21 protein-coding genes are annotated in these 21587 nt (G+C 74.0%); 8 read left to right on the top strand and 13 right to left on the bottom strand.

The window, feature by feature from the left end; genetic code table 11:
* Positions 1 to 23: 23 nt before the first annotated feature.
* From ACRAWC_RS17100 to ACRAWC_RS17085, 4 genes are read right to left on the bottom strand one after another with little or no spacing between them, the layout of a single operon-like run.
* Positions 24 to 929: a biotin-dependent carboxyltransferase family protein gene (locus ACRAWC_RS17100; RefSeq protein WP_431348803.1), complete on the bottom strand. Its 906-nt coding sequence runs from the start codon at positions 927 to 929 to the stop codon at positions 24 to 26.
* Positions 926 to 1546 carry a 5-oxoprolinase subunit B family protein gene (locus ACRAWC_RS17095; RefSeq protein ID WP_431348802.1) on the bottom strand — a complete coding sequence of 207 codons (621 nt, stop codon included), beginning with the start codon at positions 1544 to 1546 and terminating at the stop codon, positions 926 to 928. Before ACRAWC_RS17095 ends, ACRAWC_RS17100 begins: the two co-directional genes overlap by 4 nt.
* Positions 1543 to 2319, bottom strand: a complete 777-nt coding sequence (locus tag ACRAWC_RS17090; RefSeq protein ID WP_431348801.1) for a LamB/YcsF family protein — start codon at positions 2317 to 2319, stop codon at positions 1543 to 1545. Before ACRAWC_RS17090 ends, ACRAWC_RS17095 begins: the two co-directional genes overlap by 4 nt.
* Before the next feature lie 4 nt (positions 2320 to 2323).
* Positions 2324 to 2944, bottom strand: coding sequence for a CGNR zinc finger domain-containing protein (locus ACRAWC_RS17085; RefSeq protein WP_431348800.1), 621 nt, complete (start codon positions 2942 to 2944; stop codon positions 2324 to 2326).
* 217 nt (positions 2945 to 3161) lie between these two features.
* Here ACRAWC_RS17085 and ACRAWC_RS17080 point away from each other — a divergent pair, with 217 nt between their 5' ends.
* Positions 3162 to 3785: a GNAT family N-acetyltransferase gene (locus ACRAWC_RS17080; RefSeq protein ID WP_431348799.1), complete on the top strand. Its 624-nt coding sequence runs from the start codon at positions 3162 to 3164 to the stop codon at positions 3783 to 3785.
* Between the two features lie 12 nt (positions 3786 to 3797).
* Here the strand turns inward: ACRAWC_RS17080 and ACRAWC_RS17075 are convergent, their stop codons facing one another.
* From ACRAWC_RS17075 to ACRAWC_RS17055, 5 genes are all read right to left on the bottom strand, one after another.
* Positions 3798 to 4310: a SprT-like domain-containing protein gene (locus tag ACRAWC_RS17075; RefSeq protein WP_431348798.1), complete on the bottom strand. Its 513-nt coding sequence runs from the start codon at positions 4308 to 4310 to the stop codon at positions 3798 to 3800.
* Between the two features lie 36 nt (positions 4311 to 4346).
* Positions 4347 to 4964 (bottom strand): hypothetical protein, encoded by a 618-nt coding sequence (locus tag ACRAWC_RS17070; RefSeq protein ID WP_431348797.1) that lies wholly within the window; start codon positions 4962 to 4964, stop codon positions 4347 to 4349.
* Positions 4965 to 5018: 54 nt separating this feature from the next.
* Entirely contained in the window at positions 5019 to 5321 is a 303-nt protein-coding gene (locus ACRAWC_RS17065; RefSeq protein WP_431348796.1) for a DUF427 domain-containing protein, read from the bottom strand.
* A 77-nt stretch (positions 5322 to 5398) separates the two neighbouring features.
* A complete protein-coding gene (locus ACRAWC_RS17060) occupies positions 5399 to 5968 on the bottom strand; it encodes a 2-phosphosulfolactate phosphatase (RefSeq protein WP_431348795.1) in 570 nt (189 codons plus the stop codon).
* 4 nt (positions 5969 to 5972) lie between these two features.
* Positions 5973 to 6509, bottom strand: a complete 537-nt coding sequence (locus ACRAWC_RS17055) for an EVE domain-containing protein (RefSeq protein WP_431348794.1) — start codon at positions 6507 to 6509, stop codon at positions 5973 to 5975.
* 112 nt (positions 6510 to 6621) lie between these two features.
* Here ACRAWC_RS17055 and ACRAWC_RS17050 point away from each other — a divergent pair, with 112 nt between their 5' ends.
* The 4 genes from ACRAWC_RS17050 (at position 6622) to ACRAWC_RS17035 (ending at position 9570) form a co-directional block, all read left to right on the top strand.
* Entirely contained in the window at positions 6622 to 6942 is a 321-nt protein-coding gene (locus tag ACRAWC_RS17050) for a YciI family protein (protein WP_431348793.1), read from the top strand.
* A gap of 17 nt (positions 6943 to 6959) precedes the next feature.
* Positions 6960 to 8243, top strand: a complete 1284-nt coding sequence (locus ACRAWC_RS17045; RefSeq protein WP_431348792.1) for an RNA polymerase sigma factor — start codon at positions 6960 to 6962, stop codon at positions 8241 to 8243.
* Positions 8244 to 8339: 96 nt separating this feature from the next.
* Entirely contained in the window at positions 8340 to 8891 is a 552-nt protein-coding gene (locus ACRAWC_RS17040) for a hypothetical protein (protein ID WP_431348791.1), read from the top strand.
* 61 nt (positions 8892 to 8952) lie between these two features.
* On the top strand, positions 8953 to 9570 hold the full coding sequence (locus ACRAWC_RS17035) for a DUF1684 domain-containing protein (RefSeq protein ID WP_431348790.1): 618 nt from the start codon (positions 8953 to 8955) through the stop codon (positions 9568 to 9570).
* A gap of 4 nt (positions 9571 to 9574) precedes the next feature.
* Here ACRAWC_RS17035 and ACRAWC_RS17030 read toward each other — a convergent pair whose 3' ends face one another.
* On the bottom strand, positions 9575 to 11791 hold the full coding sequence (locus ACRAWC_RS17030) for a HelD family protein (protein ID WP_431348789.1): 2217 nt from the start codon (positions 11789 to 11791) through the stop codon (positions 9575 to 9577).
* Between the two features lie 254 nt (positions 11792 to 12045).
* On the opposite strand from ACRAWC_RS17030, the gene ACRAWC_RS17025 reads away from it, so the two are divergent.
* Complete coding sequence (locus tag ACRAWC_RS17025) at positions 12046 to 13833, top strand: DEAD/DEAH box helicase (protein WP_431348788.1); 1788 nt, start codon at positions 12046 to 12048, stop codon at positions 13831 to 13833.
* Positions 13834 to 13948: 115 nt separating this feature from the next.
* On the opposite strand, the gene ACRAWC_RS17020 is transcribed toward ACRAWC_RS17025, so the two are convergent.
* From ACRAWC_RS17020 to ACRAWC_RS17010, 3 genes are read right to left on the bottom strand one after another with little or no spacing between them, the layout of a single operon-like run.
* Positions 13949 to 14545, bottom strand: a complete 597-nt coding sequence (locus ACRAWC_RS17020) for a TetR/AcrR family transcriptional regulator (RefSeq protein ID WP_431348787.1) — start codon at positions 14543 to 14545, stop codon at positions 13949 to 13951.
* Between the two features lie 20 nt (positions 14546 to 14565).
* The gene (locus tag ACRAWC_RS17015; protein ID WP_431348786.1) at positions 14566 to 15420 is read right to left on the bottom strand and encodes an alpha/beta fold hydrolase; all 855 of its coding nucleotides are present in this window, start codon (positions 15418 to 15420) and stop codon (positions 14566 to 14568) included.
* A 55-nt stretch (positions 15421 to 15475) separates the two neighbouring features.
* Positions 15476 to 16057 carry an NUDIX hydrolase family protein gene (locus ACRAWC_RS17010; RefSeq protein ID WP_431348785.1) on the bottom strand — a complete coding sequence of 194 codons (582 nt, stop codon included), beginning with the start codon at positions 16055 to 16057 and terminating at the stop codon, positions 15476 to 15478.
* Positions 16058 to 16168: 111 nt separating this feature from the next.
* Here ACRAWC_RS17010 and ACRAWC_RS17005 point away from each other — a divergent pair, with 111 nt between their 5' ends.
* Positions 16169 to 16819, top strand: coding sequence for an alpha/beta hydrolase (locus ACRAWC_RS17005; RefSeq protein ID WP_431349473.1), 651 nt, complete (start codon positions 16169 to 16171; stop codon positions 16817 to 16819).
* 69 nt (positions 16820 to 16888) lie between these two features.
* Positions 16889 to 21583, top strand: coding sequence for an ATP-dependent helicase (locus ACRAWC_RS17000; protein ID WP_431348784.1), 4695 nt, complete (start codon positions 16889 to 16891; stop codon positions 21581 to 21583).
* The last annotated feature ends 4 nt before the right edge of the window (positions 21584 to 21587 follow it).

Below are 21587 nucleotides of genomic sequence, written 5' to 3'. Positions count from 1 at the left end.
GTCGCCGCGGAGGGCTCGGTGCGTCAGGCGTGGCGGAAGTGGACGGGCTGGCTGGGGCGGAGCTGCGCGAAGGCGTCGAGGGAGCGCGCGGCGACCACGGCGATCACCGGGTAGCCTCCCGTCACCGGGTGGTCGGCCAGCAGGACGGTCGGGCGGCCGTCCGGCGACACCTGCACCGCGCCCGCGACCATCGGCTCGCTCGGGAGTTCGTCGCGCACGGCGCGTTCGAGCAGCAGCGGCGGGGCCGGCTCCACGCCGCGCGCGTGCGCCGGGAGACGCGGCGGGTCGAGCCGCAGCCCCACGCGGTCGCCGTCGGCGCTCGCCCGCCACTCCACCGAGAAGAAAGCGTCCACCGCCGCCGGTGTGAACCAGTCCGCACGAGGACCGCGGTGGGCGCGGACCTCCACCGGGCCGTCGCCGAGGTCGGCGGTCGGGACGAAGTCGATCGCGGGCACCGACGCGACGGGCTCGGCGCCGAACGGGACGAGGTCGCCCTCCGCGAGCGGCGCCGGGCCGAGGCCGGAGAGGGTGTCGCGGGACCGGGAGCCCAGCACGGCCTCCACGGCGATGCCGCCGCGCACCGCCAGGTAGCTGCGGACGCCCGCGGCCGGCGGCGCGATCCGGAGTTCGGCGCCCTCCGACGCGTGCACCGCGGTGTCCGGGTCGACCAGGTGACCGTCGAGGATCACCCGGGTCGCGGCTCCCGTGACCGCGAACCACGCCGCCGACTCGAACCGCGCAGCGAATCCGCCGAGCACCAGTTCCAGCCCGGCCGCGTCCGCCGGGTTGCCGACCAGCCGATTGGCGAGGCCGAGCGCGCCGCGATCGAGCGCGCCGGACGGGCTCACGCCGACCGCCGCGAGGCCCGGCCGGCCCAGGTCCTCGACCAGCGCCAGCGGACCGGGCCGGAGGACGCAGAGGCCGGTCACGCCTTCACCGCCGTGAACCGCACCACCACGCCGGGCCGCAGCAGAGCGGGCGGGTCGGCCGCCGCGTCCCAGAGCGTCGCGTCGGTGCGGCCGATGAGCTGCCAGCCGCCCGGGCTCGACCGCGGGTAGACCCCGCTGAACTCGCCCGCGAGGCCGACCGAGCCGGCCGGCACCGCGGTGCGCGGGGTCGCCCGGCGCGGGACGACGAGGCGGTCGTGGTCGGTGACGAGGTACGCGAAGCCCGGCGCGAAGCCGCCGAACGCCACACGCCAGCGGGAGCCGGTGTGCCGCTCCACCACCTCGGCGGGCGTGACGCCGAGGAGTCCGGCCACCTCCGCGAGGTCGTCGCCGTCGTAGCGGACGGGTAGTTCCACGACCTCGTCGTCGGCGGCCTCCGCCGGCTCCGGGACGGTGCGCTCGGCCCAGCCGCTCGCGGAGGCCGGGCTCAGGACGTGCGGGTCGAGCACGATCGCGATCGTGCGCGCGGCGGGGATCAGGTCGAGCACGCCGGCCGGACGCGTGCGCTGGAGGGCGGAAAGCATCCCGAGCACCTCGTCCAGCGAGCCGAACTCCACAAGGAGGGCGCTGTCGCCATAGGGGATCACCCGGCCGGTCACACGAACGGCCTCACCGCGATGCCGGCCTCGTCCAGTGCGCGGCGGACGGCTTCGGCCATCCGCACGGCGCCCGCGGTGTCGCCGTGCACGCACAGGGAGTCGGCGGCGACCGCGACCACCGCGCCATCGGCGGCCTCCACCACGCCCTCGCGCACCATCCGCACCGCGCGGGCGGCGATGGCGGCCACGTCGGAGAGCACGGCACCCGGCTCCGTGCGCGGGACGAGCGTGCCGTCGGAGCGGTAGCCGCGGTCGACGAAGGCCTCGCGGACGAACCGGAGTCCGCGCGCGCCGGCCGCGCGCTCGACGGCCGAGCCCGGGAGGCCGAGCAGCGGCAGCGAGGAGTCGAACGCGGCCACGGCCTCCGCCACCGCCGCGGCCTGCGCCTCGTCGTGGACGATGCGGTTGTAGAGCGCGCCGTGCGGCTTCACGTAGCGCACTTCGGTTCCCGCGACGCGCGCCATCCCGGCGAGCGCCGCGAGCTGGTAGAGCACTTCATCGCGCAGCTCGCCGGCCGGGACGTCCATGCTGCGCCGGCCGAAGCCCGCGAGGTCGCGGTAGGACACGTGCGCGCCGACGGCGACGCCGTTCTCGGCGGCCAGCCGGCAGGTGGCGAGCATCGTCGACGGGTCGCCGCCGTGGAAGCCGCACGCGACGTTCGCGCTGGTGACCAGCCGGAGCATCGCGGCGTCGTCGCCCATGCTCCAGGCGCCGAAGGACTCGCCGAGGTCGCTGTTGAGGTCGACGCTGGTGCGGTCGGCGCTGGGCTCCATCCGCCTATTCTGCGATATCGGCGCCGACACCCGCACGTCTGCCGGCCGCGCGTGCGCGGTGCGCACGCACCTTCGCCCGGTTGCCGCAGCGCTGCATCGAGCACCAGCGCCGGTTGCCGCTGCGCGAGGTGTCCAGGTAGACCAGGCCGCAGTCGTCGGCGGAGCACTCGCGGATGCGGCCGTCGGCGTCCGGGCCGAACAGCCGCACGGCGTCGCGCGCGACCGTGCCCAGGGCCTGGTGCGGGCGGGCCAGGGTGCGTCCGGCCTGGCGCCCACCACCGGCCAGCACCGGCGGAATGTCGGGGGTCGCGGCGAACAGGTTCACCACGTCCACGTCCGCCGGGGACAGCGTCTCCGCGCGGCTGGCCTGCCGGGCGAGCCGGCCGATCGCCGCGCGCAGCATCTCGGCATCGCGGAACTCGCGTTCGCCGGTCGTCGCGGACACCTCGGGGAAGCGGGACTGCAGCCACGCGCCGAGCTGGTCGGCGTCGTCCACCGAACGCCACTGCGGGTCGTCGGCCGCACCCTCGACGCCGCCGAGGACGTCGGCGCCGCCGGTGTACGCGAAGTCGAGAGCGAGGGCACCGGAGTCGAACCACCAGCGCAGGCCGTCCGCATCATCCATCCACTGCCCTGTCTCACGGGGCAGGAGGGCGTCGGTAGGCACCGAACCAACTTAGTGGGTTTCCGCGGCCTCCTCGAATCGCCGTCCGTTCCTCACTTCCTCCCGCTCCCGCGCGGTGTGTTGCGGGAGAAAGTGAGGAAGCGATGGCTGCGCGGGGGGGGGGGGGGGGGAGGGAGGGAGGGAGGGAGGGAGGGAGGGAGGGAGGGAGGGGAGGGAGGTGGGATACTGGGCGGATGACTGCGATGCGTCCGGATCCGCGTGCGACGCTCGAGGGGGCCACGGTCCGGCTACGGGCGCTCAGCCTCGACGACCTGCCCGACCTCCACGACGCGATCGGGCACCGTGCGGTGTTCGAGGGGGCTGGGGCGGCGGGCTCGCCGCGTACCGGGACACCTACGAGGAGTGGCGCGAGTTCATCCTCGGCTACCTCGCCTGGGAGACCGCCAACGTCACCGCGGTCTGCCTGCGCGACGGTGACCGGGTCGTCGGGACGACGACGCTCGGCGACTTCGACCTCGCGAACGGCTCGGCGCACATCGGCTGGACAGCGTACGCGCCGGAGGTCTGGGGCACGCGCGTCAACGCCGAGACCAAGCGCCTCCTGCTCGGCACGGCGTTCGACCACGGGTTCGAGCGGGTGAAGCTGCAGGCGGACGTGCTCAACGAGCGCTCGCGGGCCGCGATCCTGCGGCTCGGGGCGACCTTCGAGGGCGTGCTGCGGCACACCCAGCCGCGGGCCGACGGCACCTGGCGCGACACCGCGGTGTACTCGGTGCTGCGCGAGGAGTGGCCGGCCGTTCGGGACGGGCTCGACGCCCGGCTCGCGGCCCAGACCGCCTAGCCGAGCCGCAGGTCAGTCGGCGTCGAGAACTTCTGTCGCGGCTGCCGCGGCCATCCGCCGTTGCGCCGACGAGACCTCCCGGTGCACCCAGGAGATGAGGTTCGCCGAGTCGAACCGCCGGCTGCAGGCCCCGCAGGCGAGGGCGCGCGCCGGCTTCCGGTAGCGGTAGTGCGTGTGGCCCTGCGGACACGTCCCCACCCACGGCGCGAGGTCGTCCGCGATCGCACCGCCGTGCAGCCGCTTGCCCTCGTAACCGAGGTCGAGCGCGATCGCCCGCCAGCGCGGACCGTGCCCGGCGCGGGAGCCCGCCAGGGCGTGCGCCACCTCGTGCAACAGGATCTGGTGGATGTCGTCGTCCTCGTAGCGGGCGGCCAGGTAGCGGGAGACCGTGATCCGCTTGGCGGTGTAGTTGCACAGCCCCGCGCGGGTCTTCGCGTTGTCGAAGTCGAAGCTCCACACGGCAGGGTCGAGATGGAGGGTGATGAGGGCCTCCGCCCACCGGCGCACGCGCTCCAACTCTGCCATCAGCGTCGGCTCCCTGGTCGGCTCATGCCAGGAATCCTACGCCGGGGAGCCGACGCCGTTGCCGACGCCGTCTCCGCCGCCGGCGTCGCCCTCACCGGCGCCCGCGGCGGCGCGCTGCGCCTCCAGGAACCGCTGCACGACGGCCACCGCCGTGAGCGCACCCTCGATCTCCGCCGGGGAGGCGCCGAGCTTCTCGCGCAGGAACACGGCCGCCGTCATGTCGGACAGCGCGGCCTCGTACTCCTTCAGGTCGAAGTGCACCTTGCCGCGGTTCTGCACCGCGAACGCTTCCAGCGCCGTCCACTCGCGCCCGCGCGCCTCGTCGACGCAGCCGGTGAGCTCCACGATCGCCTCGTCGAACTTGCCCTGGTACTGCAGCACCTGGCCGCGGCGGATGCGCGCGCCGAGGAGCTGCTCGCGGTCGCCGGTGAAGCGCGCCTGGCGCACCGCCTCGTTGGCGACCGTGTAGGCCTCGTCCAGCCGGCCGAGCAGCCGGAGCAGGACGGTCTTCTCGTTGAGCGCGCTCAAGCTGCGCAGGCTGCCGAGCTCCTCGAGCCGCTCGTCGGCGGCGCGGAGGTCGACACGCTCGCGCAGGGTGGACGGATCGTATCCGAGGATGATGCTCAGGGTCGGCTCCCAGGTCGTGCGGTTCACGTCCAGCGTAGTCGGCAAACCTGCGTTGACCCGGTCACCGCGCGTTCGGAGCCGTCAGTCGACGACGCGCACGTCCTTCCAGAACGCGACGTAGTTGCTGTAGTCCTTGCCCACGCGGTCGAACGAGCTCGGGTACGGCGTGGGGTAGCTCCACGCGCGGTCCTGGAGCACCGTGCCGCCGTCCTTCACGGAGAAGTACTGGCACTCGCCCTTCCACGGACACGTGTACGGAGTGGCCGACTCCACCAGGTGCTCCGAGTTGACGCTCTGCGGCGGGAAGTACCAGTTGCCCTCGATGCGGATGAGGTCCTCAGTCGGGGCCTCGGCGATGACGGTGTCGTTCAGTACTGCTTTCATGAATGCAAACCTCCTGATCGCAGTGAACACCCGGTTCGACCGGATCATTCCGACGGCCGGGAGTTCATACCGACCGCTCAGGCGGCCCGCAGCACCCGGACGTCGAAGACCGTGCCGAGCCTGCCGGACGCGGCGAGCGCGGCCGCGTCCGCGCCGGCGGCGATGCGCTCCTGGCCCGAGACCGAGGCGGTGAGCAGGTGGGCGACGGCGCCGCGCAGGCCGGTGAAAGCGGCGCAGGCGGCTGCGGCCTCCGGCGAGCTGTAGTCGATCCCGAGCGCGGCGAGGGCGTCCACCACCGCGCCGGCGCCCAGGAGGTCCTCCACCGCGAAACGGGTGCCCCCGGAGGCCGAGGATCCGCCGGCGGCGACGACTGCCACCATCGCACGGCGGCCGAGGCGCACCTGCTCGGCGAGGATCCACTGCGCGACCGCCGCGGCGTCGGCGAGGCCCGCGGCGACGACCGCACCCGCCCCGGGGAGCGCAGCGGCCTCCGCGATCGGCCGGTCTTCGATCACGTCCACCCAGACCACCACATCGGCGTCCGCCGCGACGGCGGCCGCCCCGTCCTCGGCCCAGTCGAAGCGCACCTGGTACTTGGCCTGGCGGTGGGCGGCGGGGACGGTCGAGGGGTCGGTCTGCGAGCTCACCGCCTCAGCGTAGCCCGGCGCCGAAGGCGGTCGTCGCGTGTTGCGCCGGGTGACGCGGACCGTCGGCGCGACGCGCGGTGGAGGGCCGCTGCTCGCCCGGCGTGCGCCTCAGCTGGTGGCGGATCAGCTCGAAGTCGTGCCGGGTGAGCTCGATCAGTCCGGCGCGGAGCTGGTAGCCCCAGTCGCGCGTGTCCCGCGTGAAGTCGAGGGAGGCCAGCAGCGGCCGGATCGGCGTCGCGACGGCGTCGTGGTCCCAGTCGACCCGGCGCCGCCACGGCAGGAAGTCGCCGCCGGCGCCGCGCATCTGCTGCCCCTGCGTGGCCTGGAAGACGTCGGCGTCGGCCAGCCTCCCGACCGCCGTGAACTGCTTGAGCGGCTCGCCGTCGAAGGACTCGCGCGGCGAGTAGAACACGAACCCGTCGGAGGGTCCCATCCGCTCCAGGGGCGCGCGGGCACCGTGGTTCACCTGCGCGAAGCCGCCGGCCACGCCGCGGAGCACGTGATCGTGGTGCACCACGCCCAGCCAGTACCGGATCGCCATGCTCCCGTTGTAGCGCACACGTCGGACATCGCGGGCCGCGACGGGCTGCGGTGTCGAATCCCGGGCCCCCCGCTCGACGTCTTCACGAGTGCCCGCTACGGAAGGACGACGGATGCGCTACCTCCTCCTGCTCAGCACGGACGGCCCCGCCCCCGCGGAGTCGATCCAGCGCTACACGGTCGAGCTGATCCGCGCCGGGGTGCTCCTGGTGGGCGAGGTCCTCGCGGACGACGACGGCACGCACGTCGAACTGACCTTCGGCGGCCCGCGCACGAACGCGGGCCTGCAGCCGTTCTCCTCCGTCCGGCCGGCCGCCGTGTGGATCGTGCAGACCTCCGATCGCGCCGAAGCCGTCGAATGGGCGCGACGGCTCCCGCTCGGTCGTGGCAGAGTCGAGGTGCGCCGCATCCTGACCGGGGCGGCCGAGACGTGAGCGCGGGAGGAGCGGTCGTGGTGGAACGGGAGCGCACGACCACCGACCGGGCGGCCGTGGACGCCGTGGAGGCCGTGTGGCGCATCGAGTCCGGCAAGCTCGTCGCCGCCCTCGCGCGCTGGACGGGCGACGTGGGGCTCGCCGAGGAACTCGCGCAGGACGCGCTGGTGGCCGCGCTCGAGCAGTGGCCGGAGGCCGGCATCCCGCGCAACCCGGGCGCCTGGCTGACCACCGTCGCCAAGCGCCGCGCGATCGACGGCTGGCGCCGCCGCGAACGACTCGACGAGCGCTACGCGGCGCTCGCCCGCGACCTGGAGCAGCGGGAGGACGACGACCCGGCCGCGGTCGTGGAGGAGGAGATCCAGGACGACCTGCTGCGCCTCGTGTTCGTCGCCTGCCACCCCGTGCTCGCCCCGTCGGCGCGGGTCGCCCTGACGCTCAAACTGCTCGGCGGCCTCACCACCGAGGAGATCGCGCGCGCCTTCCTCGTCCCCGTCCCGACCATCGCGCAGCGCATCGTGCGCGCCAAGCGGACGCTGACCTCCGCTCACGTCCCGTTCGAGGTGCCCGACCGCGTCGAGTACCCCGAGCGGCTGGCGTCGGTGCTGGAGGTCGTCTACCTGATCTTCAACGAGGGCTACTCCGCCACCGCGGGCGACGACTGGATGCGCCCCGACCTCTGCCAGGAGGCCCTCCGCCTCGGCCGCGTGCTCGCCGAGCTCACCCCGCGCGAGCCGGAGGTGCACGGCCTGGTGGCGCTGATGGAGTTCCAGGCCTCCCGCCTCCCGGCGCGCGCCACCGCCGATGGCGAGCCGATCCTGCTGCAGGACCAGGACCGCACCCGCTGGGACCGCATCCTGATCGGCCGCGGGGTCGCCGCCCTGGCCCGCGCCGACCGGCTGGTCGGCTTCCGCGGCCGCGGCCCCTACGCGCTGCAGGCCGCGATCGCCGCCTGCCACGCGACCGCCGCCGCGCCGGAGGACACCGACTGGGAGGAGATCGTCGCGCTCTACGGCGCGCTCGCCGCCCTCCACCCGTCGGCGGTCGTGGAGCTGAACCGGGCGGTCGCCCTGTCGATGGCGTACGGCCCGGAGGCCGGTCTCGACGTGGTGGACCGGCTCGTGCTCTCCGGCGAGTTGGCGTCGTACCACCTGCTGCCCTCGGTCCGGGCCGACTTCCTGCTGAAGCTGGGCCGGACCGCGGAGGCGCAGGCGGAGTTCCTGCGCGCGGCCGCGATGACCGGCAACGAACGCGAGCGCGCGCTGCTGCTGGCGCGGGCGGACGAAGCCGCGGCGGGGTGACGGACGGGGACGGACGTCCGGGAGCGCTCCGACAATGTGTGGCCCGACACGGAGGATGGGTGACACTGACGCGGAGGATGCGTGACACTGGGGTGCGTGAGAGTCCTCCTCAAGCTGATCCTGGACTGCGACCCTGATGCGGCCTGGCGTGCCCTGCAGAGCCCCACGGCCTTCCGCGAGGTGGCGCTGCCGTGGGTGGACTTCCGGTCGGACGAGCCCGCGGGCTTCCCGACCGTGTGGGACACGGCGGAGCACCGGGTGAGCGTCCGCGCCCTCGGCGCCGTCACCGTCGGAACGCAGGCGATCCGTCTCGACACGCTCCGCTCGACCGACCCGCGCGAGCGCGCCACGCGCATCCTGCGCGACAGCGGCGGCGGGGTCGGGGGCGTGCTGTCCGCGATCCCGCACCTCGACCACCGGATGGCCATCGCCCCCGACCCTGCGGGGCCCGGGCCGGACGGCCGGCTCCGCACGCTGTACCGCGACCGCCTGGTGGTGCGCGCCGGCGTCGTGACCCCGCTCGCCTGGTACGGACTGTGGGCGTTCTGGCAGTGGCGCGGGCTGCGCCTGCGGCGCCTCGCCCCCACCTGGGCATACGATCCCCCCACGCCCGAACCGGTTTCAGCCACGACGGAGGCAGCAGCATGAGCACCATCACCCCCGAGCCCTCCCCGAGGTCGCGGCCGGACGCGGGCGCGTCGCCACCGCCGTGCAGACCGCGGACTGGCGCCGCAGCGTGTTCGCCCTGTACGCGTCCGTGCGCCGGATCGCCGCCTCCGACCCGGCGGCGGCCCACGCGCACTGGATCTCGTGCCGCAACGACCTGTTCTCGTCGCACCCGGCTACCCCGCTGATGGACGAGGACCGGGATCGCTTCACCGGGCTGCCGGTGTCGCCGTACGACCCGGACTGGCGTTTCGAGCTGCCGATCCACCCCGCCGAGAAGGCGACGCGGATGGACGTGGAGACCGGCACGGACGGCGTCGTCCCGTTCGAACTGCTCGGCACAGTGCGCGTCCCGCTGGCGGGATCGCTCGACGTCTGGCGGCTGTCCTCCTACGGCGGCGGCCTGTTCGTCCCGGTGAAGGACGCCCTCGCCGGCCGCCGCGGCGGCACCTACGGCGGCGGCCGCTACCTGATCGACACGATCAAGGGCTCCGACCTCGGGATGACAGCCGACGACTACGAGAGCACGATCGTCCTCGACTTCAACTTCGCCTACAACCCGTCCTGCGCGTACGACCCGGCGTGGGCGTGCCCGCTCGCGCAGGCGGGCAACACGCTCAGCGCGGAGGTGCCGGTCGGCGAGCGGTACGGCGGCGAGTGAGGGGTCAGGCCTCCACCAGCGTCAACCGCTGCGTCGGCCGCGTCATCGCCACATAGAGCGATGCCGCCCCGCGGACCGACTCCGCGGCGAGCGCCGCCGGGTCGGCCAGGACCACCGCGTCGAACTCAAGGCCCTTCGCCTCGTAGCCCGTCAGCACCGAGATCGGCCGCGTGAGCCCGGCGGCTCCCCGCGCTGCCGCATCGCCGAACCGCGAGCGGACCGCCGCCGCGACAGCCTCCACCTCGGCGGCCGTCGCGATGACGGCGAGCGTCCCCTCGGCGTCCACGGACCGGTCGTGCGCCACCGCCTCGGCGACCGCGGCGGGGAGACCGGACTCCTCCGCCGCCACCCGACGGATCGGCCAGTCGCCTTCCCGCACCGCGCGCGTCGGCGTGATCGGCAGCCCCGCCGCCGCCGCGATCCGCTCGGCCTCGCGGGTGATCTGGGCGGGCGTGCGGTAGTTGACCGTCAGCTCCTCCAGGCGCCAGGCGTCCTTGAACACCGGGCTCAGCGCATCGTCCCAGCTCGTCGCGCCCGCGGCCGACGCCACCTGGGCGATGTCCCCGACGATCGTGAACGACTTCATCGGGCAGCGGCGCACCAGCACGCGCCACTGCATCGCGGACAGCTCCTGCGCTTCGTCCACCACGACGTGCCCGTAGGTCCACGACCGGTCGGCGAGCGCGCGCTCGGCGGTCGTGCCGCGGTCCTCCTGCTCGGCGAAGCCGTCCGCGAGCTGCTCGGCGCTGACCAGTCCCTGCACACCCATGTTGCGGATCGCCGCGCGCGCGTTCTCGAGGTCGCGCTTGCGCTGCCGGTCGCGCTCGCGGGAGGCCTGGTCGGCGCGGCCGGGGAAGTCGCCGAGCAGTTCGGCGGCCTCGTCCAGGAGCGGCACGTCGGAGACCGTGAACGGCGCGTTCCGGTCGCGCAGCAGCGCCTCCCGCTGCGCAGGCGTCCACCGTGGCGTCAACTCGGCCAGCCACGCGGGACGCGCGTACAGGTCCTGCAGCAGCTTCTGCGGGGTGAGCGGCAGCCACGCGGTGTTCAGCAGCACCCGGACGTCGTACGACGTGCGCAGGTCCTCGCGCAGCACCCGGAGGTCCGCCTCGTCGATCGTGGAACCGCCGGCCCTGAGCTGGGCCGCGAGCTGGTCGGTGAGCTCGCCGAGCGCCTGCTTCACGAACGTGACCCGGGCGACGTTGTGCGGCTTGCCGGTGCGCTGCGCCTTCCCGAGCGCGCGCTGCACGAGGTCGGGATGGACGACGAGACGCTCGTTGTCGACCACGATCGTCTGCGGCTCGGCCGGCGCCTTCTGCCGGGATTTCACGGCGCGGGAGAGCAGCCGCGCCATCTGGATGGAGCCCTTCAGGCGCGCGGCCTCCGGCTCGTCCTCGGCCGTGGTGTCCACGCCGGGGAACAGCTCGCCCAGCGTCTGCATGACGACGCCGGTCTCGCCGAGCGACGGGAGGACAGCCTCGATGTAGCGCAGGAACGCGGGGGACGGGCCGACGACGAGCACGCCGGAGGCGCTGAGCCGCTGCCGGTTCGCGTACAGCAGGTAGGCGGCGCGGTGCAGCGCGACCGCGGTCTTCCCTGTGCCGGGACCGCCCTGCACGACGAGCGCGCCACGGAGGTCGGAGCGGATGATGCGATCCTGCTCGGCCTGGATGGTCGCGACGATGTCGTGCATGCGGCCGGTGCGCTGCGCGGTCAGGGCGGCCAGCAGCGCGCCCTCGCCCTGCACATGCTCGCCGGACGCGTCGCCGTCGAGCAGCGCCTCGTCGAAGACCTCGTCGTCGATCCGGACCACCTGGCGGCCGTTCATGGTGAGATGGCGGCGGGCGCGCACGCCCATCCGCTCGGTCGCGGTGGCCTGGTAGAAGGCGCTCGCCTGCTGCGCGCGCCAGTCCACGAGCAGCGAGCGCTGGTCGTCGTCGCGCAGGCCCACGCGGCCGATGTAGCGGTGGTCGGTGCCGTCGACCGGCTCCTCCAGCAGGAGCCTGCCGAAGACGAGCCGGGCGTCCACGTCGCGGAGCTGCACGAGCTGGTCCTCGTAGAGGCGGGCGAAGGCGTCCCGTTCGCTGCGCGCCTGGTGGTTGCTCCCCACGCTCTCGCGGCGCACCCGCGTCAGCCGCTCCTCCGTCTCCGCCCGGAGCGTGTCGAGACGCTCGTACAGGCCGGAGACCACGGTGCGCTCACGATCGAGCTCGGATTCCTGCACGCGCGAACCACCTTCCGGGATTACGGGCCGAAAGTCTACGACCTCCGGCTATGAATCCGCTCCCAGCAATCATCCGGCGCGCACCCGGTAGACTAGACGGACCAGCACGACTGGCCTGCCGGCATCGCCGGTGTGCGCGAGCGCCGGGCGGGGCCCCCGCCGCGCACCATCCCTCTTCTTTCCGGCGAAGACGTCGCCCTTCCGCGACGCCGCCGGACCCGCCCTCATGGGCGAAACCTGCCAGAAAGGCACCAGTGACCAACCAGACTTTCGCCGACTTCGGCGTGCCCGCTCCCCTCGTCGCCGTCCTCGCGGCCGACGGCAAGACGGAGCCGTTCCCCATCCAGGCCGACACCCTGCCCGACACGCTCGCCGGACGCGACGTGCTCGGGCGCGGCAAGACCGGCTCGGGCAAGACGATCGCGTTCGCGCTGCCGATGGCCGCGCGCCTCGCGGCGTCGACGCCCGCGTCGGCCGGCGGCCGTCCCGCCCGCGGAAACCGCCGGCCCCGCGGCCTCGTGCTCGCGCCGACCCGTGAGCTCGCCACCCAGATCGACGCCACCCTCAAGCCGCTCGCGGGCGCGCTCGGGCTGACCACGACCACGATCTTCGGCGGGGTGTCGCAGAGCCGGCAGGTGACCGCTCTGCAGGCCGGCGTCGACATCATCGTCGCCTGCCCCGGTCGCCTCGAAGACCTGATGAAGCAGGGCATCGTCCACCTCGACCAGGTGCAGATCACCGTGCTGGACGAGGCCGACCACATGGCTGACCTCGGCTTCCTGCCCACCGTCACGCGCATCCTCAACGCGACCCCCGCCCGCGGCCAGCGCCTGCTCTTCTCGGCGACCCTGGACAACGGCGTCGACAAGCTGGTGAAGAAGTTCCTCACCAACGAGGTGCTGCACTCGGTGGACGAGGCGACCAGCCACGTGGAGGCCATGACCCACCACGTCTTCGAGGTCGCCGATCAGGACGCCAAGAAGGACCTCATCCACGCGCTCGCCTCCGGGCGCGGCCGCCGCATCCTGTTCATGCGCACCAAGCACCAGGCCAAGCGCCTCGCCAAGCAGCTCACGTCGGCGGGCATCCCCGCCGTCGACCTGCACGGCAACCTCAGCCAGGGCGCCCGGGACCGCAACCTCGCGGCGTTCGGAACCGGGGACGTGCGCGTGCTCGTGGCGACGGACGTCGCCGCCCGCGGTGTCCACGTGGACGAGGTGGAGCTGGTCGTGCACGTCGATCCGCCCGCGGAGCACAAGGCGTACCTGCACCGCTCGGGCCGCACGGCGCGCGCCGGAAGCGCCGGCGACGTCGCGACCGTGATGCTGCCGGAGCAGGCGGGCGACGTGAAGTCGCTGCTGCGCGCGGCCGCGATCACGGCGAGGCCGCAGCGGGTGACGGCGGAGTCCGCGGCCGTGACCGCGTTGGTCGGCGAGCGCGCGGAGCGCGTCGCCCCGGCGGCGGTCACGAACGGCGGCGGCAACGGCGGCGGTCGCGGTGGTGCGACCGGTGGTGGACGCGGCGACGCGGGTGCCGGCGGTGCGGGCACCGGCGGTGGCCGGCGACGCCGTCGCGGGGCCGGGCAGAACGGGGCCGCGGGTGACGCGGGCCAGAACGGCGCGGGCCGCGAGGCCGGAGGTCGCAACAGTGCCGGCCGGAATGATGGCGGCAGGAATGCGGGAGGCCGCGGCGGCAATGGTGGCAACGGAAGCGACCAGGGCGCCGCGGGCCGCACCGCCGGCGGCCGGAACGCCGGAGGCCAGAACGGCGGCGGCCGCAACGGCGGAGGCCAGGGCGCTGCTGGCCGCAACGGCGGAGGTCAGAGCGGCACCGGCCGCGAGGGCGCCCGTGACAGCTCCCCGCGCGGGAACGGCCGCGGCCGTCGCGCCTCCAGCGGTGACGCCGCGCCGCACACGGCCGGGACCGGCCACAAGGGCGGCTCGACCCACGGATCGAACTCTCCGCGTCAGGGCATGCGCGTCGGTGACCTGGTGAACTCGGGCACCACCCGCGGCCGCGGCACCCGCCGCGCCCACGGCTGAGACGCCCCGTCACGCGACAACGGAGGAGATCCGACGGCCACGCCATCGGATCTCCTCCGTTGACTGCTTTTCGGCTCGTTCGTGAGCGCGACTCCTCCGTTGCCCCGCGGCGCCCCTAGCGGGCCGCGGGGGCGGCCAGGGTGGCGATGCCGGCCTCGATGCCGTCGATGAGGAGGCGGAAGCTGCGGTCGAGGTCGTCGGGCAGGCCGAAGCCGCCGCCGAGTTCCAGGGTGATGAAGCCGTGCAGGGCGCTGCGCAGCATCCGGATCGCGTCGACCGTCGCCTCCTCCGGCAGCCCGAAGCCGCGCAGCGCCGCGGCCAGGACGGCGATCGTCTCGCCGGCACGGGCCGCGAGCCCGGCGTCGTCCTCCGAAGCGAGATCGGGGGCGACCTGCGTCGCGGCGTACCGCCCGGGGTGCCGGTGCGCGTACGCGCGGACCGCGTCCGCCGCCGAGTGGAGGGCGTCCGGCCCCGAGCGCCCGATGGTCGCCTCGGCGAGCACGCCGGTCAACTCGGTGACGCATTCGGTCGCGACCATGCGGCGAAGGTCGTCGAGCGATGCGACGTGCTTGTACAGGCTCGGCACCGCCACGCCGGCGCGGGAGGCCACGGCCGCGAGGGTCAGCCGGTCGAGGCCGGTCACGCCGCCGGCGTCGACGAGGTCGAGGGCCACGGCGCCGACCGCGGAGCGGGTCAGCCCGGCCCTAGGCACGGGCGCCCCCGATCGGTCCCCTACGCATGCGCCTCACCCCATCCGCTCCCCCGCCGCTCCGCCAGGAACCGCAGGGTCGCGGGCACGATCACGTCCGGCCGCTGGGCCTGCGGGTAGTGGCCCGACTCGGGCACGCGGACGACCTCCGCGCCGAGGGACTCGATCCAGTCGGCCTCCGCGGCCGGGTCGCGGTAGTCGGGGTCGAGCGCGCCGACGAAGGCGAGGATGGGGGCTTTCACCTCCGGCAGCCGGGGCTCGACGACCGAGTGCGTGAGCTGGAGGGTGAGGTGGCGGAAGGAGCGCAGCCGGCCGGGCTCCTTCATGTTGCGCTTCAGGTCGGCGGCGTGCTCCGGGAGCCACGGCGCTGTGCGGCCCTTGTTGATCGAGCGGTAGTACCCCGCCCAGACGCCCGGGCCCCAGGGGCCGGCGAACAGCACGCGGTACATGCCGTGGATGGCGGCGACCGTGACGCGGCTCATCGCGGGGTCGCGCAGCAGCGGACCGTAGAGCACGAGGCCAGTGATCGCGTCGGGACGCTCGGCGGCGGCCCAGGCGGCGGCCGCGGCGCCCATCGAGTTGCCGAGGACGACGGCGTTGCCCCCGAGTTCGTCGATCAGTGCGATCAGGTCGCGTGCGGTCGCGATGTCGCCGAACTCGCGGAACGTCGTGTCCGACTCGCCGTGCGCCCGGAGATCGGTGACCGCGACGCGGTAGCCGGCCTCCAACAGCGGGCCGGTGAGCTCGCGGTAGGTGGAACGCAGATCGCCCATCCCGGGGACGGCGACGACGAGCGGGCCGGAGCCCTCGACGGTGTAGCTGATGCGTCCCTCGGGGCGCTGCAGGTACCGGACCTGCGAAGCGATGGAAGTGTTCATAGCCAAAAAGCTAATACCATTAGCCAAACAATGCAAGCAAAAGATTCGAAAAAAATCAGACGATCTTGCCGACCGACGCCATCGCCGCCTTCACCAGCACGCCACGACCGCCCTCCAGCTCCTCGCAGACCGTGTGGGAGACCGCCTCCTCCGGCGTCATCCACGTGATCTCGAGCGCGTCCTGCCGCGGTTCGCAGGTCCCGGTCACCGGCACGACGTACGCGAGCGAGACCGCGTGCTGCCGCTCGTCCGTGAACGCCGACACCCCGGGCAGCGGGAAGTACTCCGCGACCTGGAACGGCACAGCGCTGGCCGGCAGCAGCGGGAACGCCATCGGCCCGAGGTCCTTCTCCAGGTGCCGGAACAGCGCCTCGCGCAGCGTCTCGCCATACATGACCCGGCCGGAGACGAGGGTGCGGGTGATCTCCCCCACCGCGTTGGCCCGCAGCAGCACGCCGACCTCGGTCACCTGGCCGAGGCCGTCCACCCGCACGGGCACGGCCTCCACGTAGAGCAGCGGCAGCCGCCGGCGGATCTGCTCCAGCTCGATGTCGCTCAGCCAGGCGGGACCGGGCAGGACGCCGTCGCCGTCGAGCGGGTCGGGGGTCGGGTCCGGGTCGGGGGTGCGCACGCTCATGCACTGATCCTACGGATCACCCACCCTGCCGCCACCCGTACAGACCGATCTGTGGACTGCGCCGCGATCTGGGGGGATGTGGAGGACAAGATGTCGTGCGCAGAATGGACCATGCCCTTCCCCGCTCCCGAGCTGCACCTCGACCACGAGGCCGTGCTCTGGTCCGCCGGCGAGGCCGACCGCGTCGGCCGCCCCCGGCTGATCCTCCTGCACGGCTACGGGTCGGACGAGGCGGACCTGTTCGGGATCTCGGCGTACCTGCCGCTGGAGCCGGTGATCGCCTCGCTGCGGGCGCCGATCCCGGAGGGCCCGGGCTTCGCGTGGTTCTCCCGCTTCACCAACGTCTCGGTCGACCCGCTCGCCGCCAACGCCGACGCCGCCGCCCGCGCCGTGCTCCACTGGCTGGACGACCAGCCGGATGCGCCGACCGGTCTTCTCGGCTTCTCGCAAGGCGGCGGCCTCGCCATCCAGCTCCTGCGCCTGGCACCCGAGCGCTTCGACTTCGCCGTGACGCTGTCCGCGTTCGTCGTGCAGGGCGCGCAGGACGGCGATGCAGTGCTCGCCGAGAGCCGGCCGCCGGTGTTCTGGGGTCGCGGCACGCACGACGACACCATCCCCGCGGCCGGTGTCGCGCGCGCGGCCGAGTGGCTGGAAGGCCACACGACGCTCGACGCGCGCATCTACGAGGGGCTCGGCCACGGGATCTCGCCGCTCGAGCTCGGCGACATCTCGTCGTTCATCGGGGCGCACCTGCCGCGCTGACGACCCGACGCGGCGGCCCCGACCGGCCTCCCCTTGGCGGTGTCGGTGGCCGGGAGCAGGATGGATGCGATGAGCGATGTGCTCGACCGGTTCTCCCCCGCGACCCGTGAATGGTTCCGCGGGGCCTTCGCCGCGCCCACCGACGCGCAGACCGGCGCGTGGGAGGCCATCTCCCATGGACGCCACGCGCTCGTCATCGCGCCGACCGGCTCGGGCAAGACGCTGGCGTCGTTCCTCTGGGCGATCGACCGGCTGGCGAGCGAGGAGCGCCCGCGGGACGCCCGCCCCGGCACGCGCGTCCTCTACATCTCACCGCTGAAGGCGCTCGGTGTGGACGTGGAGCGCAACCTCCGCGCTCCGCTGGTCGGCGTCACGCAGACGGCGCGACGGCTCGGCGCCGAGCCTCCCCATGTCAGCGTCGGTGTGCGCTCGGGCGACACGTCGTCGGCCGACCGCCGCGCGCTCGTCGCATCGCCGCCGGACATCCTGATCACCACGCCCGAGTCGCTCTTCCTCATGCTCACCTCTCAGGCGCGCGAGACCCTCGCAAGCGTGGAGACCGTGATCGTGGACGAGGTGCACGCCGTCGCCGCCACCAAGCGCGGCGCCCATCTCGCGCTCTCGCTGGAGCGGCTCGACGCCCTCCTGGAGAAGCCCGCGCAGCGCATCGGCCTGTCCGCGACGGTGCGTCCGCCGGAGGAGGTCGCCCGGTTCCTCGGCGGCAGTTCGCCGGTCGAGATCGTGGCCCCGCCCGCGGGCAAGCGCTTCGACCTCCGCGTCGTCGTGCCGGTCGAGGACATGAGCGAGCTCGGCACCTCCACGTACACCAGTGACAACGACGACGGCTCCGCGCCGCAGGCCGGCTCGATCTGGCCGCACGTGGAGGAAGCGATCGTCGACCGGGTGCTGGAGCACCGCTCGTCCATCGTGTTCGCGAACTCGCGGCGGCTGGCCGAGCGGCTCACCGCCCGGCTCAACGAGCTCTACGAAGAGCGAGTGCTCGGCGGGGAGGCCGGAGCGGGGTCCGGCGGAGGGGGCGACGCGACCTCCCGGCCCCCGGCGGAGCTGATGGGCGGCTCTGGCCAGACCAAGGGCTCCGCCGCTGTCGCCGACGCGGAGTCGCTCATCCTCGCCCGCGCGCACCACGGGTCGGTCAGCAAGGAGCAGCGCGCCCTGATCGAGGACGACCTGAAGTCCGGGAGGCTGCGCTGCGTCGTGGCGACCTCCAGCCTGGAGCTCGGCATCGACATGGGCGCGGTGGACCTCGTCGTGCAGGTGGAGGCGCCGCCCTCGGTCGCGAGCGGGCTCCAGCGGGTCGGCCGCGCCGGCCACCAGGTCGGCGAGGTGTCACGGGGCGTCGTGTTTCCCAAGCATCGAGCCGACCTCATCCACTCGGCGGTCGCGACCGAGCGGATGGTCGGCGGCCTGATCGAGACGATGCGGATCCCGACCAACCCGCTCGACATCCTCGCCCAGCAGACCGTCGCGGCGACAGCGTTGGAGCCGCTCGATGCCGACGACTGGTTCGACACCGTGCGCCGCAGCGCGCCGTTCGCGACCCTGCCCCGCAGTGCCTACGACGCGACCCTCGACCTGCTCGCCGGCCGCTACCCGTCCGACGAGTTCGCCGAGCTGCGCCCCCGCATCGTGTGGGATCGCGACGCCGGTACGCTCACCGGCCGGCCCGGCGCCCAGCGGCTGGCCGTGACGAGCGGCGGCACCATCCCGGACCGCGGCATGTTCGCGGTCTACATGGTCGGCGAGCGCGCGAGCCGCGTGGGCGAGCTGGACGAGGAGATGGTCTACGAGTCGCGCGTCGGCGACGTGTTCGCGCTCGGGTCGACGAGCTGGCGCATCCAGGAGATCACCCACGACCGCGTGCTCGTCTCGCCCGCGTTCGGCGAGCCGGGGCGCCTGCCGTTCTGGAAGGGCGACGGCATCGGCCGGCCGGCCGAGCTGGGCGCGGCGGTCGGCGCGTTCGTGCGCGAGCTGAGCGCGGCCTCCCCCGCCGACGCCGAGTTGCGCTGCGTGGAGGCCGGACTCGACGCGTTCGCGACGGCCAACCTGCTGGCGTTCCTGCGCGAGCAGAAGGAGGCCACCGGGCACGTGCCGACCGACCGGACGCTCGTGGTCGAGCGGTTCCGCGACGAGCTCGGCGACTGGCGCGTCGTACTGCATTCCCCGTACGGCATGCCGGTCCACTCGCCGTGGGCGCTGGCCGTGCAGGCGCGCGTGCGCGAGCGCTACGGCATCGACGCCGGCGCGATGGCGGCGGACGACGGCATCATCGTGCGTATTCCCGACACGGAATCCACGCCTCCCGGCGGCGAGCTCTTCGTCTTCGAGCCGGCCGAGCTGGACGAGCTGGTGACCTTGGAAGTCGGCGGCTCGGCGTTGTTCGCCTCCCGGTTCCGCGAGTGCGCGGCCCGCGCACTGCTGCTGCCCAAGTACAACCCCGGCAAGCGGTCGCCGCTCTGGCAGCAGCGGCAGAAGGCGTCGCAGCTCCTGGACGTGGCGCGCAAGTATCCGAGCTTCCCGATCATCCTGGAGACGGTGCGCGAGTGCCTGCAGGACGTCTACGACCTCCCGGCGCTGGACGAGGTGGCGCAGAGCATCGCCCAGCGGCGCATCACGCTGGTCGAGGCCGCGACCGAGACGGCCTCGCCGTTCGCCCGCTCGCTGCTCTTCGGGTACGTCGCGGCGTTCATGTACGAGGGCGACAGTCCGCTGGCGGAGCGGCGGGCGGCCGCGCTGTCGCTCGACGCGGGGCTGCTGGCCGAGCTGCTGGGTCGCGCGGAACTGCGCGAACTGCTCGACCCGTCGGTGATCGAGCGCGTGGAGTTGCAGCTTCAGCGCCTCGATCCCGAGCGACGGGTGCGCGGTGAGGAGGGCGTGGCCGACCTGCTGCGGCTGCTCGGTCCGCTGACGGTGGCGCAGGTCGCGGAGCGGCTGCAGAGTGAGGACGCGGCGGCCGACGACGGGTCGAGCGACGGGGAGCCCGCCACCGCTCCGCATGCGACCCTCGCCACAGCCCGCGCCCACCTCACCTCCCTGGTCGACTCCAAGCGCGCCCTCGCGGTCACGATCGCCGGCGAGGAGCGTTTCGCCGCCATCGAGGACGCCGGCCGCCTGCGCGACGCGCTCGGCGTGCCGCTGCCCATCGGCGTGCCCGTCGCCTTCATCGAGCCGGTGGACGACCCGCTCGGCGACCTGGTCAGCCGCTACGCCCGCACCCACGGCTCGTTCGAGGTCGCGGAGGTCGCCTCCCGGTTCGGCCTCGGCCCCGCGATCGTGCACGACGCGCTGCGCCGGCTCTCCCGCGACGGCCGGGTGGTGGAGGGCGAGTTCCGCCCGCACGCGACCGGCTCCGAGTGGTGCGACGCCGAGGTCCTGCGGCGGCTGCGGCGGATGTCGCTCGCCGCGCTCCGCCAGGAGGTCGAGCCGGTCGAGACCCCGACCTTCGCGCGGTTCCTCGCCGACTGGCAGCACCTCGGCTCCACGCTGCGCGGCGTGGACGCCGTGGCCTCGGTCGTCGAGCAGCTCGCCGGGGCGCGCATCCCGGCCTCCGCGTGGGAGTCGCTGGTGCTGCCCAGCCGCGTCGCGGACTACAGCCCGGCGATGCTGGACGAGCTGACCGCCACCGGCGAGGTGATCTGGGCGGGCGACGGCTCGCTGCCGGGCAACGACGGCTGGATCAGCCTCAACCTGGCCGACTCCGCCCCACTCACGCTGGCTCCGCCGACGGACCACGATCCCGACGAACTGCAGCGCGGCATCCTGGCGGCCCTCGCCCGCGGCGGCGGGTACTTCTTCCGCCAGCTCTCCGACACCCTCGGCGCCGAGCGCGGCGAAGCGATCGAGGACGCCGTCCTGGTCACCGCCCTGTGGGACCTGGTCTGGGCCGGGCTGGTCACCAACGACACGCTCGCTCCCCTCCGCACCCTGACCGGCGGGGGCGGCGGCGCCCACAAGCGCCCCCGGCAGCCGACCCGCTCCCGGATGTACCGCGGCCGCGTCAGCGCGCCGCGGACGTCCGCGATGGTCACCCGGATGGGACCGCCTACGGTCGCCGGCCGCTGGTCGCTGCTCCCGGAGCGGGACCTGGACTCCACGATCCGCGCGCACGGCCAGGCCGAGACGCTGCTCGACCGGTACGGCGTCGTCACCCGCGGCTCCGTGATGAACGAGGGGACGCCGGGAGGCTTCGCCCTGGCCTACAAAGTGCTCAGCGGCTTCGAGGACAGCGGTCGCGCGCGCCGCGGCTATTTCGTGGAGACGCTCGGCGCCGCGCAGTTCGCGAGCGGCCCGACCGTCGACCGGCTGCGCACGTTCGCCCGCGATCACACGCAGCCGCGGCCCTTCGACGCGGTCGCCCTGGCGGCGACCGACCCGGCGAACGCGTACGGCGCCGCGCTGCCGTGGCCGGCCGTCCCCGCCGCGACCGGAGGCGTGGAGGGCGGCACCGGCCACCGGCCCGGGCGCAAGGCGGGCGCCCTGGTGGCCCTGGTGGACGGCGAACTCACCATCTACGTGGAGCGCGGCGGCAAGAGCCTGCTCTGCTTCGCGGACCAGGAGGACGAAGGGGCGCGCCCCGCGCTCGTGGCGGCCTCCCGCGCCCTGGCCGGTCTGGTGACCTCCCGTCGCGTGGACAAGCTCGCGATCGAGACGGTCAACGGCGCGAGCGTGCTCGGCAGCCCGCTCGGCGCGGCGCTCTCGGAGGCGGGATTCCTCGCGACGCCGCGCGGCCTCCGGCTGCGAGGGTGACGGC

Source organism: Leifsonia sp. L25 (genome assembly GCF_050632895.1).
This window is presented reverse-complemented; position numbering and strand designations above follow the sequence as displayed.